This window comes from Candidatus Polarisedimenticolia bacterium (genome assembly GCA_036001465.1).
GTDB lineage: Bacteria > Acidobacteriota > Polarisedimenticolia > Gp22-AA2 > Gp22-AA2 > Gp22-AA3.
Genome location: DASYUH010000005.1, coordinates 1 through 15,945 on the forward strand (window position 1 = coordinate 1; position 15,945 = coordinate 15,945).

A 15,945-nucleotide genomic window follows, 5' to 3' on the forward strand; every position below is an offset into this window, starting at 1 on the left:
CGGCGCATCACCATTCGCAACAATGTCTTCGACGACGTCGGCGGCGCCCGGTGGGGCAGTGATGGACGGCTCTTCCAGGTGCTGGCGCAGGCCGCCGACGTGGTGATCGACCACAATACGGCCTTTCACACCGGCAACATCATCATGGCCGACCAAGGGCCGCTCGCCGGATTCGTCTATCGGAACAACATCACGCCCCACAACGACTACGGCATCATTGGCACGGGCACCGGGGTCGGTAGTCGCACGCTCTCCGCGTACTTCCCCGACGCCGTGGTGCGCCGCAACGTGATCGCGGGAGGCCAGGCCGCCCTCTACCCTGAAGACAACTTCTTCCCGGCCTCCCTGGCCCAGGTCGGCTTCATGGATCTGGCAAGGGGAGATTACCGGCTGTCGCCCAACAGCCCCTACCGGCGCGCCGGCACGGATGGAAAGGACCTGGGCGCCGACTTCACCGAGCTCTCGGGCGCGATGCTCGACTCCGCACGTTCGGCCGCGGCCGCCACTGCGCGCAGCATGATCGTTTCGCCGTTGCTGCCTGCGCCGCCGGTTCACCCTCCTGGCTTGCGGCCCACGAGCCGCATCGAGGATGCCAGCAGATCCCGCCGGTCCGTGCACCGCACCGCGGTCGGATGCACGGGCGGGGTCGCGATCCGTTCTATGTCCATGCCGGCGGGAAAGCCGGTCTCCACGTGGATGATCTCGAAGCCCGCCGCCTGGACGAGAGCGACATAGGCAGACGCCCGTAGCCGGTTCTGATACAGCATGTCCGAGTTCAACCAACGCCACGCGCCTTCGCTGTACCGGAGGAAGTTCCACGGCGAGATCGACGGATCGGAATGGCTGAAATGGTCCGACGGGTCGATCTCGCAGCTCAGAACGCCGCCCGGTCGGAGGATCCGGAACATCTCCCGCAGGATCTCCGCGATGACGGGCTCGGGTATGTGCTCCAGCGTGGCCGTGTTGGTGACCGCGTCACACGCCGCATCCTGCAGATGCGTAGCCCGCGCATCGGCCGGAGCGTGGTATTCGATGCGAAAGCCGGAGAGCCAGGCGTCCAGATCGGCGGACGTGTGGGGTCCCGCGGCGGGCAACCCGGCGGGATTCGGCAGCGGCGCGCAGCCGGCCAGCCGGGTGTCGGCCGCGGCCAGGGCACGGAGCCGTCCAAGCGACGAGTTGAGGAGCTCGACCCGCGCGAGCCGGTCACGGTCCACCACCACCTGGTGCCGGACACCTGCCCACGCGAGCATCAGCGGGACCGCGAGGTCCCAGCCTGCGCCGAACTCGAAGAACGTGGCCTCCGCGAGCGGCCGCCTCCCATGCCGCTGGTAGTTCGCCAAGTGCCAGCACGCAGCCTCGACCCTGATCCGGAAATCCGGATCGGGCAGCGGCAGGGATCGCGTGACGAAGCGTTGGGCCAGATAGTAGAGCGTGGCCCTTCCGGGCAGCGCCGAGAGCACCTGGCCGAACACCGCCTTCGCCTTCCAGTTCATACCGGACCGCAATGACTCCGCTTCCGTTCGTCAGCATCGTCATGCCCTGCTTGAACGAGAGGGAATTCATCGTGTCCTGCCTGGAGAGCGTCCGTCACCAGGACTACCCGCCCGAGCGGCTCGAGATCCTCGTGGCCGACGGGGGAAGCAGCGACGGGACACGGCAGATTCTCGAGCGGATGGCGCGGGAGGATTCGCGCATCCGTGTGATCGACAACCCCGACCAGCTTCAAGCGTGCGGGATGAACGCGGGCATCCGCGAGGCGTGCGGCGAGCTGATCGTGCGCATGGACGTGCACTGCGAATACGCGGCCGACTACGTCCGGCGCTGCGTGCAGACGCTGGCTCGGACCGGTGCCGACAATGTGGGTGGGGCCCAACGGGCGAAGGCGAAGAGCGGTTTCCAGCAGGCGGTTTGCGCGGCGCTCGCGAGCCCGTTGGGGGTCGGCGGTGCCCGATACCGCTCGCCCGCGGGCGAGGGCTTCGTCGATACCGTCTTTCTCGGGGCCTTTCGGCGGCGGGCCTTCGAGACCGTGGGCCTCTACGACCGGCGCGCTTTTACGAACGAGGATGCCGAGCTGAACCAACGGATCCGGCAAGCCGGCGGCAAGGTCTACCTGAGCCGCGACATCGTCGTGCACTACTTCCCGCGCGGGTCGTTCGATGCCCTGGGCCGGCAGTACTTTCGCTACGGCATGGGCCGCGCACGGACGTTCCTCAAGCATGCGCGCTTGCCGTCTCTCCGCTCCGCGGTTCCGTTCCTCATGCTGGCCGGCGGCCTGGCCCTCATCGGGATTCCAGCTCTCCGACCGCTCGCTCCCTGGGGCTTCGGCGCGTACGCGCTGCTGCTCGTCGTGGAGGCGGTGCGTGTGGGCCGCCCGGACGGGGTCTCGACCGTCACCCGCGTAGGCCTCATCTTTCCGGTACTCCACGTTTGCCATGGATTGGGGTTTGCGACGGGCCTGATCCGCTTCGCGATCGAGCGTGACTGGGAGCCGCAGGAACGGCTTCCCCCGTGGCAGCGTGCCAACGACAGCATGTGACTGCTGGCGCCCCCGGCGACCAGTCTTGCGAACGAACGCGATGATCATCGTGCGCAGCGGCGCGAACGGCGTGACGACCTTGATGCGCGTTTGGACATGTAAGTGCTGGCGACCAACATAATTAGCACGTTTACGGCTCAAATCGTATTGTCGGTCCTCGCCCTCATATCGTCCGTCGTGGTGGCACGAGCACTGGGCCCCGAGGATCGCGGTCTCCTGGCCCTGGTCGTCCTCCTGCCGGAGGTGGCCACGATGATCGGCTTCCTCGGCTTCGAAGAGGCCAATGCCGTCTATGCCGGGGTGGAACCGGATCGGCGACGCGCGCTCCTCTGGCATTCGGTCGCGGTCGCGGGCGCAGTCGGCACGTTGATCTCGCTTGCCGGCGTGTCGTTCCTCGTCCTCACCCCGTCCTGGCGTCCACCCGCGGACCGCGCCCCGTTCTGGCTCTTCCTGCTGCCGATCTCGACCATACCCGCGGTCCTGGTGACCCGGTACTGGCAGGCCATCGTTCGCGGAATGAACCGCATCCTCATGCTCAATGCGGTCATGATGGGAACGAAGGTGGTTGGATTCATCCTCGTCGTGGCCTGTGTCGGCGTCCTCCGGCTTGGCATCCAGGGCGTCGTCGGCGTCAACTTCCTGCTCGACATCGCCGGCCTCGCCGTGATGGGCTTCATGCTCAGGCAGGTGAAGATCTGGGGAGACCCGCAGTTCGACAAGCCCCTCTTCAGGCGCACCCTCCGGCTCGCCGTCCCGGCGCATGCATCGAACATGGCTGGATACCTCAACGCCCGGATGGATGCGCTCATCATCGCGGCCTTCCTCCCTCCCGTGGATCTCGGCTTCTATGTGATCGCCTTGAGCCTTGTCGACCGGATGTGGATCCTCCCGGGCGCCGTCAGCAGTGTGCTCCTGCCCCATCTCACGAATTCACGCTCGCGAGATCCCGCTCTGACCGCGGTTCTCGCGCGCCATGTGATGGTCTGGACGGCAGCGGCGTCCGTCGCGATCTTCGTCTCGGCCGACATGCTCGTCAGGATCCTCTATTCGCCCAGGTTCTCGCCCACCGTGGCACCCCTGCGGTGGTTGCTTCTCGGGGTCGTGCCCCTGAGCGGAGCCAAGGTGCTGTTGGCAGAATTGCTCGCGCTCCAGAAGCCGCGCTACAACCTCTGGGCCTCGAGCGCAGCCGCCGTCTTCAGCGTGCTGGCCAACCTGTTGCTCGTGCCCCGAATGGGAATCACGGGCGCCGCTCTGTCTTCTTCCCTGACCTACAGTCTCCTGTCGGCTCTCCTGATCGGCTACTACCTGAAGCAAACCCACCTGTCCTGGACCGCACTCGTGCCACGTGGGAGTGATTTGCAGACATACATCAGACTCTACCGGTCGGTTCCCGGATTCCTGGCCCGCCTGCGTTTCACGCGGACTTCGCCGGCGACTCCTGCGCGGTGCGCTCCTGGCCTGTGAGGATCGACTGATCGTGGCTCCCGGTGCCCAGGCGTCCCGCACATGAGGACTGGAGGTCGGCGATGAACGTGCTCGTGCTCGCGGGCTCGGTGGCGCATACCGAAGCCGGCGCTGCGCATGCCGCATTGGACCTGGCAAACACGTGGGCCAAGGACCGGTCTCTCCAGGTGCATCTGTGTACCCACGGGCTCGACAGCGGCTCCGTCCATCCTTCCATCGAGGTTCTTCGCTATCCGCCTCCCCGGAGCGTGCGGGCCTTGTGGAGGGTGCACAATCTCTACGGGGTCATGCAAGCCAAGCGGGCCCTGGGAAGACATGACTTTTCGCACATGGATCTCTGCTATACGCCATCGATCGAGCTGGCGCTGGCCTTTCGAGACCTCTATCCACGTGTTCCGATCGTCTCCCATTGGGGCGCCGTGCTGACGAAGCGGGAATTCCTCGAGGAGACGCACGGCGCTGCATCGTGGTTCACCAGGCTCGACGCGCTCCTGGCCGAGCGGCTGGAGAAGCAATCCTACAGGGGCTCGCGCTGGTGCCATCTCGCCTCCACGAAGCTGGTCGCGCGCTTCAGGGAGGAGTACTTCGATCTTCCCAAGGGGTTCTTCCACATCTGTCCTTATGGGATCAGTCCGGAGAAATTCGATCGTGACCGGACATATGGCCCGGTAAGACAGGCTCATGGTGTGCCGGAGTCGGCCGTCGTGCTCCTGACCGTCTCGAGACTGGTCAAGTGGAAGAACACGGAAATGACGTTGAGGGCGTTCGCGCGGTGTGCCTCGAGGAGCGCGTACCTGATCGTGGTGGGGGACGGCGAGGAGCGGGAGCGACTGACAGTGCTGGCGGCCAGCCTGGGCGTGGCGGACAGAACGCGGTTCGTCGGTCATCAGGCCGACCCGGCGCCGTTCTACAGCGCGAGTGACATATTCGTCCTTCCGAGCCTCATCGAGTCTTTCGGCGTCGTGTATGCCGAGGCGATGTTCATGGGTTTGCCGTGTATAGGCATGCGCTATGACCCGCCGCAGGTGCTCAGCTCCGCTTCAGATGTCATCGTCGACGGGGAGACGGGATACTGCGTATCCACGCTGGAGGAGCTGACCGGGAGGTTTGACCTTCTCATCCAGAACGAGGACTTGCGCAGGAAGATGGGTCGGAATGCCCGGCAGGTCGCGTGCAGCCGATATTCGTGTGACCAGTACGGAGAGGACATCCTGTCTCTGGCGAGAAGGCAATTCGGGATCGAGACGCCCAGTGAAGCGACGTACTCGCGAAGGGCTCCTCTCGCCCTGGGCGGTTAGGGATGGGACTTCCGACGGGGGTGGTTTCGATGGGCGAGCGGACGGCGACACGCGTCCGGGACGAGTCGGCCGAAGGGGCACCGGCCCAGAGGGTGCTCGTCATCGCGCGTGATTTCCCGCCCTGCAGATTCGTCGGGGCACAGGCCGTCGCGCAGATCGCACGCTATCTCCCGCCGTACGGATGGCACCCCGTCGTTCTCACCGTCCGGGAACGGCACATCGAGCAACGCGATCCCGACGACCGGCGGACCTTCCCGGGGACGATCGTCCGAACCGGCGTCCTCCCGCACCCGCTCTGGTTCTACGCGAAGGTGAAGACGAGATCGAGACCTGCCGGCGGGAGAACAGGGGAAGACCAGGTCAGCCGCCCGCCGGGACGCATTCGGCGGTGGGTGCTGTCGTTCCTGCAGACCCCCGACCTCTACACCGGCTGGATCCCGCCGGCCACGATCGCCGGCCTCCGTGCCATCCATCGGTGGCGGATCACGCACCTGTTCTCCTCCGCTCCGTTCTGGACCAATCACCTCGTCGGCCTCGTCCTGAAGCGTCTCACCGGCCTGCCATGGACCGTCCACCTCCGTGACCCGTGGACACAGGTCGCGCCCCCCAAGCCGGTCAGCGCGCTGTCCTCGAGGCTGGAGAGGTGGCTGGAGCGGCGCGTGATGACCAGAGCCGATTTCGTCGTGTGCGTGACCGAGCGGCACACGAGGCTCTTGCGGCAGGCTTTCTCCCATCTCCCGGCCGAGAAGTTCATCACCATCCCGAACGGCTACGATGAGGCGGAATGGAGCGGTCCCGAGTGCCGGCCGCTCCGATCGGGACCGCCGGACCGCCGCAGGTTCGTCATCACCTATACGGGCAGCCTCTACATGGGCCGCAGTCCGCGTCCACTGTTCCGCGCCCTCCGTCGCTTGATCGACGCCGGCGACCTTTCCCGGGACGAGCTTCGGGTCGACCTGTTCGGGTTCTGCCACATGGCCGGCGGGCCTCGCATATCCGAGATGGCGGCAGAGTGTGGTCTCGCCGAGTGCGTCCACGTGGAACCCCCCTTGAGCAGGCCGGAGGCGCTCCGCCGAATGGCCGCCTCCGATCTCCTCCTGCTCCTGCAGGAGAGTTGGAGCCTTCAGGTTCCCGGGAAGACCTACGAATACCTCCGCGCCGGCCGCCCCATTCTCGCCTTGACCTCCGATGGCGCGCTCGCCGATCTGCTGCAGAGGACGGGAGGCGCATGGGTGGTCGAGCCCGTGGACGAGGCCGGGATCGCGGCCGCCGTTCGCGAGGCCTACGTGGCCTGGAAGAGGGGGCACCCCAATCCGGCCGCCGACCCGGCTCTGGTTGCCGCGTTCGACCGGCGGCTCTTGACCGGCCAGCTCGCCGCATTGTTCGACGCCGACGCGACCGCAGGGTCCCTCGGGCGGGCGCGGCCGCGCATTGCGCGAGCGCTGACGAAGGTTCGACTGTAGCTCTTGGACTAGCCTGGTCATGTGTGGCATCGCGGGAATCCGTTATCACGACAGCGAAAAGAGGGTGGATGCGGCCTGGATCGAGGCCATGAACCACTCCATGGTCCATCGCGGTCCGGACGACGGCGGCATCCACATCGACCGCCATGTCGGGCTCGGGCATCGGCGGCTGAGCATCATCGACCGCGCGGGCAGCCGTCAGCCCATGTCCAACGAGGACGACTCGGTCTGGATCACATTCAACGGAGAGATCTACAACTACCGAGAGCTCCGTCAGATCCTGCTCGCCAAGGGGCACGTGTTCAGGACCCAGGGCGATACCGAAGTCATCCTGCACTTGTATGAAGAGGAAGGCGAACGCTGCGTCGAGAAGCTCACCGGCATGTTCGCCTTCGCCATCTGGGACAGATCGCAGGACACGCTCCTGCTGGCACGGGACCGCCTGGGGATCAAGCCGCTGTACTACTTCTGTGGAGGCGATTTCCTCGCTTTCGCTTCCGAGATCAAGGCGCTCTTGAGCCTCGGCTCGATCGAGCCGAAGCTGGACCTGCAGGCGCTGCACGACTATCTCACCTTCCACTACAACGTGGCGCCGCAGACCATGATCAGGGGCATCTTCAAGCTGCCGCCGGGCCACATCCTGGTCGCGCGGAAGGGCACCGTCCGGCAGGAGCAGTACTGGGACCTCGACTACTCCCGGAAGCTCGACCTCCCCGAGGGGGAGTACGTCGAAGAGTTCCACCGTCGGGTCCTGGCCTGCACGAAGAGCCACCTCGTCGGCGAAGTGCCACTCGGAGTTCTCTTGAGCGGCGGATTGGATTCCACCGTGATCGCCGGGGCCATGGCCGAGCTGGGCGTCCCGCGAATCAAGACGTTCACGGTGGCCTTCGCGCACGAGCTCGCGGCCAAGCGCGAGGACTACGACGAGCGTCATTACGCCCGGCTGGCGGCGACGCATTACGGAGCCGACCATCACGAGATCGTCATCACGCAGAAGGATTTCGCGGCGGGACTTCGCGACTACGTCTGGCACATGGACGAGCCCATGGCCGATTCCGCCTCCATCCCCCTCTATTACGTCTCTCGACTGGCGAAGGATCACGTGACGGTCATCCTTTCCGGGGAAGGCAGCGATGAGCTGCTGGCCGGCTACAACTATTGGGCTTCGTTCAAGGGATTCGACCGTGCGCGCTGGATCCGCAGGATCCCCGGTCCGATTCGAAACTCCCTGCTGCGCCCGCTGAACGATCGGTTGTTCCGATCCTCGCGTCTGCAGCGATATCTGGAGATGGCGAACCGGCCCCCTTCCCATTACCCGCTGGTGCTGGCGCCCGAGTACCCGGGCCTGTTCTCGGAGGACGCGAAGCTCGGGCTGTACGGCCCCGGGGTGAAGGCGCCAGGTCCCCTGGCACGGTCCAGCGACGTCATCCTGGATGCCTATCGGAAGACGACCACGTTCCCGTTCCTGGACCAGATGCTCTACGTGTCCACGAAACAGTGGCTGCCGGATGACCTTCTCCTGAAAGCGGACAAGATGACCATGGCGCATTCCCTCGAGCTGCGCGTCCCCTTCCTGGACCACACGCTCGTCGAATTCGCGGCCAGCCTGCCCGCCCACATGAAGGTGCGGCGGAACGGGGGCGGCGCCTACACGACGAAGTACGTTCTCCGAAAGGCCTTCGCAGGCAAGGTCCCGCCGCCCATCCTTCGCCGGAAGAAGCTGGGCTTCCCGGTGCCGCTGCAGAACCTGTTCCGCGGCGAGCTCAAGACGCTGGCCCTGGATACGATTCATTCGCGGTCGTTCGTCGAGCGTGGGCTCTTCGACCAAACCAAGGTGCTCTCTCTCGTGCGGGAGCACGAGGCGGGCGTCGACCGAGGGCCGCAACTCTGGTCGCTGCTGGTCTTTTCGACGTGGGCCGACGTGTTCGGAGTCGTGCATTGAGCGAGGGCTCCCATGGCCGTTAAGATCCTCTGCGTCGCCGGCGCCCGGCCGAACTTCATGAAGGTGGCGCCGCTCATGCGGGCGCTGGCCGGGAGCACGCTCTTCCAGGTGCGGCTGGTCCACACCGGCCAGCACTACGACGAGAAACTCTCGCGGATCTTCTTCGACGAGCTCGGCATTCCCCGTCCCGACATCGAGCTCGCGGTGGGCTCCGGTACCCACGCGGCGCAGACCGCAGAGGTCATGAAGAGGTTCGAGCCCGTCCTCGAAGCCGAGCAGCCGCAGGCGATCGTGGTGGTCGGAGACGTCAATTCGACGGTGGCCTGCGCCCTGGCGGCGGCCAAGTTCGAGCTCAGTGTCGAGAAGCGGTTCCGCTGGACGTTCGGCTGGCGCCGGCGGCCGGTCACGATCCATGTCGAGGCGGGGTTGCGGAGTCACGACGACGACATGCCCGAGGAGATCAACCGCCGGCTCACGGATGCCATGTCCGATCTCCTCTTCGTGTCCGATCCCGCCGGCCTGGACAACCTGCGCAAGGAAGGCATCCCCGACGAGAGGGTATTCTTCGTCGGGAACGTCATGATCGATACGCTCGTCGCGGCGAAGGAGCACGCCATGCGTTCCCGCGTGCTGGAGGAGCTCGGGCTGCGAGAAAGGCACTTCGGCGTCGTCACCCTGCATCGTCCCAGCAACGTGGATGACCCGGACACATTCCAGGCCCTGCTCGGGGTCCTGGACCGGCTGGCCACGCCGGCTTGCCCGCTGGTCTTTCCGGTGCACCCGCGCACCCTGGCCCGGCTCGAGACCATGGCCATCGACTTCGACCATGCTCGCTGGAGGATGACTGGCCCGCTTGGCTATCTCGATTTCCTCAAGTTGCAGGCCCTGGCCCGGATCGTCTTCACGGATTCCGGGGGCGTCCAGGAGGAGACCACCATCCTCGGAGTGCCTTGCATCACCCTGCGCGATAACACCGAACGGCCGGTGACGGTGACGGCGGGGACGAACGTGCTGGCGGGTACCGAAGAAAGGCGCATTGTCGCGGCCTTCGCCAAAGCCATCAGCTCCCCCGGCAACGGCCGCGTCCCCCGGTACTGGGACGGCCAGGCGGCGCGGCGTATCGAAGAAGTGCTGAGCACGGCCTTCGGCGGCCCGCGAAGCAGCGCGAGCGAGCCGGTGTCGGCTCTCCCGCGGCTCTCCGAAAGCATCATGCGCTAGCTCCCATCCTCGGCCGGATCGGCTGCGTCCGCCCTCGGGCCAGGGCCCGCCGCGTGCCTGGACGGTCAGTGAATCCCGAGGGCAGGTTCAGCGGGACATCGAGCGTCGTCTACGCGTTTCCATCATCGTCCTTGCCTTTCCGTTTCCCAACTTTCCCAAGACTGCTGACGATCAGTGCGGACTGGAATGGTGATCCGAGACCGCAAGGTGCTCTTCGTCAGAGAGGCACATGTGGGTCAAAGGAGGCCCGAGATGCTTACCAAGATCAGTCACTCAAGGAAACGGTCGCTGCTTTTCCCGGCGACCCTGTTCTTCGCCTCCGCCTTTCCAACTCTCGCGCTGGCGGATACGGTCTCATTCACCCCGGCGGGAGACTATCGCGTCGGGGACCATCCTCAATGCGTGGCCCTGGGCGATTTCAACCGCGACGGTCTGAGGGATCTGGCCGTATCCAACGCCATTTCCAACACTGTTTCCGTGCTCCTGGGCAACGGCGATGGGACCTTCCAGGCGCCCCGGACGTTCGGGACAGGCGGGGGGCCCCAATCGGTGGCCGTGGCCGACTTCAATGAGGACGGACTTCAGGATCTGGTGACGACGGACTTCCAAGCGAACACCATATCCCTGCTGCTGGGAAACGGGGATGGGACCTTCACGGCTCCCGCCACCTTTCCCGCGGGCGGCAGCAATCCCAACTTCGCAGTGGTAACTGACTTCAACGGCGATGGGCTGCAAGATCTGGCCGTGGCCACCTGGGGCGGAACCTCTTCGACGACGGTCTCGGTGCTCCTGGGCAACGGCAATGGGACCTTCCAGTCCGCACGGACCCTCGATGTCCAACGCGGTCCTTTGTGGGTCGCCGCGGGCGACTTCAACCACGATGGGCGGCAGGACCTGGTCGCGGCCAACTTCAATGCCGACAGCGTCTCGGTGCTCCTGGGCAACGGCGATGGGACCTTCCAGGCCGCTCGGAACTTTCCTGCCGTCGGCGCGGCCTCCATCGAGGTAGGAGATTTCAATCGCGATGGACAGCAAGACCTGGCGGTAGCCGACTACTTCAACGCCAAGCTGTGGGTCCTGCCGGGCAACGGTGATGGAACCTTCCGGCCGGCCGTGATCTTCAATGTGGGTAATGGTCCCGTAGACGTCACCCTTGGCGACTTCAACCGCGACGACAAGGAAGACCTGGCGGTGCCCAACTGGGACGGCAACGCCGGCCGCACCGTCTCGGTGCTGCTGGGCAATGGGGACGGCACCTTCCAGGCGGCACAGAACTTCGTCGCCGGCGCCGGTGTCGTCGCCGTGGCCGTGGACGACTTCAACCGCGACGGGACCCAGGACATGGCGGTGGCCAACTACAATTGGGGCACCCTGTCCGTGCTGTTGAACAGCACCGTCAGCAGCACGCGGCACACCCTCACCGCCAACAAGGCGGGGACGGGTGGTGGCACCGTGACCTCCAGTCCGGCCGGGATCGACTGCGGAGCCACCTGCTCGGCCTCCTACGACAGCGGCACAGTCGTGACTCTCACCGCCAGCGCGGCCAGCGGGTCCGCTTTCGCCGGCTGGAGCGGTGGGGGCTGCTCGGGCACCGGAACTTGCGCGGTGACGATGAACGCGGCCACCACGGTGACCGCGACATTCAACCGCCAGACGTTCACCCTGGACGTCAACAAGGCGGGAGCGGGCACGGGTACGGTCACCTCCAGCCCGGCGGGGATCGACTGCGGAGCGGCCTGCTCGGCCTCCTACCACAGCGGCACGGTGGTGACGCTCACCGCGAGCGCGGCCAGCGGATCGACCTTCGGCGGCTGGAGCGGCGGCGGCTGCTCGGGCACCGGAAGCTGCGTGGTAGCCATGGACGCGGCCACCACCGTCACCGCCACCTTCAACCGCCAGACGTTCACCCTGGGTGTCAACAAGACGGGGACGGGCACGGGTACGGTCTCGTCCAGCCCCGCGGGGATCGACTGCGGAGCGGCCTGCTCGGCCTCCTACGACAGCGGCACGGTGGTGACTCTGACCGCCAGCGCGGCCAGCGGGTCCACCTTCAACGGCTGGAGTGGTGGCGGCTGCTCGGGCACCGGAACCTGCACGGTGACGATGAACGCGGCCACCACGGTGACCGCCACCTTCGACCGCCAGACGTTCCCCCTCACGGTCAACAAGCCCGGATCTGGCACGGGCACGGTCTCCTCCAGCCCCGCCGGGATCAACTGCGGACCCACCTGCTCGGCCTCCTACGACAGCGGCACGATCGTGACTCTCACCGCCAGCGTGGCCAGCGGGTCCATTTTCGACGGCTGGAGCGGCGGCGGTTGCTCGGGCACCGGAAACTGCGTGGTCGCCGTGAACGCAGCCACCACCGTCACCGCGACGTTCACCCAGACGTTCACGCTGACCGTCACCAAGGAGAGCGTCCTCGGTGTCGCCAACGGTACCGTGACCTCCGTCCCCGCCGGCATCGACTGCGGGTCCAGCTGCGCGGCGACCTACAACAGCGGCACCAGCGTGACCCTCACCGCCACGCCGGATGGCCTGTCCGCTTTCGCGGGCTGGAGCGGCGGCGGCTGCTCGGGCACCGGAACCTGCACCGTGCCCATGGGCGCGAATACCACCGTCACCGCCACGTTCAAGGTACTCGGCGTCCTATGATGGAGTCCCGGTGACCCCGAGGGTGTGGCCGGCAATCGGCTCGCTCCTTGTGGGTTCAACGGGCGCGTGTTCCGATCGGCACGTGCACCGTGAGCGTGGATGCCCGGGTCAGGCTACCTTCCCTGGCATCCCGCTCCCGGCCTCGCCCCGACGCCAGCTCGCGAATCGTCGCGATTCAAGACCGTCAATGATGCGAATTCACGGCGTGGGCGAGGTACGAACATGAGGTCCTTTCGCTGATGTGTGGGATCGCTGGCCTGGTCGGGGTCCATGGCGCGCGCGCCAAGGGTGTCGTCCAGACCATGGTGCGCGCGCTCGCCCGCCGTGGCCCCGACGGCGAGGGAACCGAGGTCTGGAGAGAGGCCGTGCTGGGCCACCGCCGTCTCGCGATCTTCGATCTCAGCCCGGCCGGCCACCAGCCCATGGTCTCGCCGGACGGCAAGGTGGGCGTGGTCTTCAACGGCGCGATCTACAATTTCCGGGAGTTGCGGGCGGATCTCGAGCACCGGGGTCATCCGTTTCGCAGCAATACGGACACGGAAGTCCTCGTCCATGGATACCGGGAGTGGGGCATCGAGCGGCTGGTGGCCCGGCTCGAGGGAATGTTCGCCTTCGGCCTCTGGGACGAAGCCACCGGTCGGCTCTTCCTCGTACGCGATCGGCTGGGAGTCAAGCCGCTGGCGTACGCCGTCCGCAACGGACAGCTCGCCTTCGCCTCGACCGTCCGCGCCCTGCGCGAGGGCGGCTTCGCGGGCGAAGTCGAGGGGCAGGCGGTCACGGAGTTCCTCGAATTCGGTTTCGTGACCGATGATCGCTCCATCTACCGGGGCGTCTTCAAGGTTCCGGCCGCGTCCATAGTCGAGTGGTCGGCCGGACGACTGCACACGCGTTCCTATTGGGACGTCCCCTCTCCGGGCGCGTCCGACACGCTCTCGCTCGATGACGCGGTCGAGGAGACGGAACGGCTCTTCCTCCAGGCCGTCGAGAAGCGGCTTCAGGCCGACGTGCCGGTGGGGGCCCTGCTGAGTGGTGGGATCGACTCCGCGCTCGTGTGCTGGGCGGTGGCCCGACTCGGGGCCAAGATCACTGCCTTTACGGTAGGGACGCCCGGCGACCCCTGGGATGAATCGTCGGATGCGCGGGCCACCGCCCGTCAGCTGGGGATCGCGCACGAGGTGCTCGACGTGTCCGCTCTGGACGCGCCGGACATAGGCGAGCTCGCTTCCGCGTACGCGGAGCCTTTCGCCTGTGCGTCGGCGCTCGGTCTGATGCGGGTATCACGGGCCGTCGCTTCCGCCGCGACCGTGCTCTTGACCGGTGACGGCGGCGACGACGTCTTCCTCGGGTACCCGGAGCATCGCCACCTGTGGCTCGCCGGGAACCTCGCGCGGGTGGTGCCGAGGGCGGCCGCCCGCGGGTGGCGGTCGTGCCGTCGCCTCCTTCCGCGCCGAGGATGGTCGCGGCGTCTGCGTTCGTTCCTCGACTATACGACGGGGGGACTGGGGGCGGTCGCCATCGCACGTGACGGTCTCCCGGCGTATCGGCGTCAGGGCCTGCTCGGGGAGCGACTGGCGGCGGCCACCATACCGGATCGCGCCATGCCCTGGTCGCTGGAGGCTGGCCGGCGGATCCTCTCCGACTTCCTGGTCTATGACCGGCGAACGCGCTTCGTGGGCGAGTACATGACGAAGGTGGACGGCGCCACCATGCATCATGCGCTCGAGGCCCGCTCGCCGTTCCTGGATCAGGATGTCTGGGAGTTTGCCTCCAGGATTCCCTTGGGGGTCCGACTGCATCGCGGCCGGCTGAAGGCGGTCCTGCGCGAGCTGGCGCGACGGCGGATCGGAGAGCGTGTGGCGCGCGGCCGCAAACGTGGCTTCGGCATCCCCGTGCAGCGCTGGCTGGCCGGCCGCTGGCGGCCGCTGGCCGAGGACCTCTTGACGGATCCGCTGGTCGGCCAGGAAGGTTGGATCCGCCCGGGGCCCGCCCTGGTCGCCCTCAGGGATTCCGCGCGCCGCGGATGGGTGTCCAAGCCGCTTTGGTACATCTGCGCGCTCGAATCCTGGCTCCGGCACGAACGTCGGGCTCCCAGGGCCCTGAGCGCGGCCGGTGAGGTCGTCACTTCCGCGCGCACCGCGTGATGGCGGGCATACACGGTGGAGGGTAACGTGCGGCAGCCGCTCGGTGACGGGATCCATGCCGGTGGCGAGCCGGCGCCATGACCACCACCATCGCCATCGGCCGGAACGCCGCCCTCGAAGATTCGTGCCTTCGCCTGGCCATGGTGGCGCCTTCCCTCGAGATCATCGGAGGTCAGGGCGTCCAGGCGGAAGCGCTGGCGCAGGTGTTGGCCACCGAAGGCCACGCCGTCACGTTCCTGCCCGTCAACCCGGCGTTTCCCCCTGGACTGCGGTGGCTCCGGCGGATCGCCTATGTCCGGACGATCATCAACGAAGCGCTCTTCGTCGCCAGCCTGCGGCGGCTTCGACGGGCGGATACCGTGCACGTCTTCTCCGCCTCCTATTGGTCGTTCCTGCTGGGCCCGGCGCCGGCCATGGTGGCCGGACGCATCATGGGGAAGCGAGTCGTCCTCAACTATCGCAGCGGCGAGGCTGACGACCATCTCACCCACTGGGGACTCTTGGTCCATCCCTGGCTGCGGCTGGCGCACGAGATCGTGGTTCCCTCGGAGTATCTCCGAACCGTCTTCGCCCACCACGGCTACCGGGTGCGCGTGATCCGCAACCTGGTGGACACCTCGCGCTTCCGCTATCGGGAGCGCGTCCCCTTGCGCCCCAAGCTTCTGTCGACGCGGAACCTCGAGCCGTACTACCGCGTGGACATCACCCTCCAGGCCTTCGCGCTCCTCAAGGCGCGGTACCCGGAGGCGACGCTCACCATCGTGGGCTACGGAAGCGAGGAAGAGAGGCTCCGCCGCCTGGCGGCTTCCCTCGGAGCAGGCGGCATCCGCTTCGTGGGGAAGGCGGATAGACCGGCGCTGCCCGGCCTGTACGACGAGCACGACATCTTCGTCAATTCCTCCGTCCTGGACAACCAGCCGGTGTCCGTGCTGGAAGCGTTTGCCTCCGGGCTGCCCGTGGTCTCGACGGCCACCGGAGATATCGGGGCCATGGTCCGCTCCCGAGAGACCGGGCTCCTCGTGGCACCGCGGGATCCGGAAGCGACGGCGAAGGCCATCGCAAGCCTGTTGCAGAGTCCCGACCGAGCACTGCTCATGGCCCGGCGGGCGAACCAGGAGGTGGAGAAGTACACCTGGCCCGCCGTGCGCGGTCAGTGGGCGGAAGCGTACCGCGCAGGGTAGCGTCTCCCCATGGCCGCAGGTTCACTTCGGTGATCGCACTCGATCCT

General features: G+C 66.7%; 10 protein-coding genes. 9 read left to right on the top strand and 1 reads right to left on the bottom strand.

The window, feature by feature from the left end; translation table 11 throughout:
* Nucleotides 1-551: 551 nt before the first annotated feature.
* A complete protein-coding gene (locus VGV60_00760) occupies nucleotides 552-1,493 on the bottom strand; it encodes a methyltransferase domain-containing protein (protein ID HEV8699782.1) in 942 nt (313 codons plus the stop codon).
* An 11-nt stretch (nucleotides 1,494-1,504) separates the two neighbouring features.
* Between VGV60_00760 and VGV60_00765 the strand changes: the two genes are divergently transcribed.
* From VGV60_00765 to VGV60_00805, 9 genes are all read left to right on the top strand, one after another.
* Nucleotides 1,505-2,536 (top strand): glycosyltransferase family 2 protein, encoded by a 1,032-nt coding sequence (locus VGV60_00765; GenBank protein ID HEV8699783.1) that lies wholly within the window; start codon nucleotides 1,505-1,507, stop codon nucleotides 2,534-2,536.
* Between the two features lie 102 nt (nucleotides 2,537-2,638).
* Nucleotides 2,639-4,000, top strand: coding sequence for an oligosaccharide flippase family protein (locus tag VGV60_00770; GenBank protein HEV8699784.1), 1,362 nt, complete (start codon nucleotides 2,639-2,641; stop codon nucleotides 3,998-4,000).
* Nucleotides 4,001-4,419: 419 nt separating this feature from the next.
* Nucleotides 4,420-5,298, top strand: coding sequence for a glycosyltransferase family 4 protein (locus tag VGV60_00775; protein ID HEV8699785.1), 879 nt, complete (start codon nucleotides 4,420-4,422; stop codon nucleotides 5,296-5,298).
* 2 nt (nucleotides 5,299-5,300) lie between these two features.
* Nucleotides 5,301-6,761, top strand: a complete 1,461-nt coding sequence (locus VGV60_00780) for a glycosyltransferase family 4 protein (GenBank protein ID HEV8699786.1) — start codon at nucleotides 5,301-5,303, stop codon at nucleotides 6,759-6,761.
* A gap of 19 nt (nucleotides 6,762-6,780) precedes the next feature.
* A complete protein-coding gene (gene asnB / locus VGV60_00785) occupies nucleotides 6,781-8,703 on the top strand; it encodes an asparagine synthase (glutamine-hydrolyzing) (GenBank protein ID HEV8699787.1) in 1,923 nt (640 codons plus the stop codon).
* 12 nt (nucleotides 8,704-8,715) lie between these two features.
* A complete protein-coding gene (gene wecB / locus VGV60_00790) occupies nucleotides 8,716-9,921 on the top strand; it encodes a UDP-N-acetylglucosamine 2-epimerase (non-hydrolyzing) (GenBank protein ID HEV8699788.1) in 1,206 nt (401 codons plus the stop codon).
* Nucleotides 9,922-10,173: 252 nt separating this feature from the next.
* On the top strand, nucleotides 10,174-12,576 hold the full coding sequence (locus VGV60_00795; protein ID HEV8699789.1) for an FG-GAP-like repeat-containing protein: 2,403 nt from the start codon (nucleotides 10,174-10,176) through the stop codon (nucleotides 12,574-12,576).
* A 239-nt stretch (nucleotides 12,577-12,815) separates the two neighbouring features.
* Nucleotides 12,816-14,717: an asparagine synthase (glutamine-hydrolyzing) gene (gene asnB / locus VGV60_00800; protein HEV8699790.1), complete on the top strand. Its 1,902-nt coding sequence runs from the start codon at nucleotides 12,816-12,818 to the stop codon at nucleotides 14,715-14,717.
* 77 nt (nucleotides 14,718-14,794) lie between these two features.
* Nucleotides 14,795-15,898 (top strand): glycosyltransferase family 4 protein, encoded by a 1,104-nt coding sequence (locus tag VGV60_00805; protein HEV8699791.1) that lies wholly within the window; start codon nucleotides 14,795-14,797, stop codon nucleotides 15,896-15,898.
* Nucleotides 15,899-15,945 lie beyond the last annotated feature (47 nt).

What these genes read in the sequence shown, in the direction of transcription:
- VGV60_00760 (HEV8699782.1), bottom strand. Translation starts at nt 1,493, where the DNA reads ATGAACTGGAAGGCGAAGGCGGTGTTCGGCCAGGTGCTCTCGGCGCTG.
- VGV60_00765 (HEV8699783.1), top strand. Translation starts at nt 1,505, where the DNA reads ATGACTCCGCTTCCGTTCGTCAGCATCGTCATGCCCTGCTTGAACGAG.
- VGV60_00780 (HEV8699786.1), top strand. Translation starts at nt 5,301, where the DNA reads ATGGGACTTCCGACGGGGGTGGTTTCGATGGGCGAGCGGACGGCGACA.
- asnB (HEV8699787.1), top strand. Translation starts at nt 6,781, where the DNA reads ATGTGTGGCATCGCGGGAATCCGTTATCACGACAGCGAAAAGAGGGTG.
- wecB (HEV8699788.1), top strand. Translation starts at nt 8,716, where the DNA reads ATGGCCGTTAAGATCCTCTGCGTCGCCGGCGCCCGGCCGAACTTCATG.
- VGV60_00795 (HEV8699789.1), top strand. Translation starts at nt 10,174, where the DNA reads ATGCTTACCAAGATCAGTCACTCAAGGAAACGGTCGCTGCTTTTCCCG.
- asnB (HEV8699790.1), top strand. Translation starts at nt 12,816, where the DNA reads ATGTGTGGGATCGCTGGCCTGGTCGGGGTCCATGGCGCGCGCGCCAAG.
- VGV60_00805 (HEV8699791.1), top strand. Translation starts at nt 14,795, where the DNA reads ATGACCACCACCATCGCCATCGGCCGGAACGCCGCCCTCGAAGATTCG.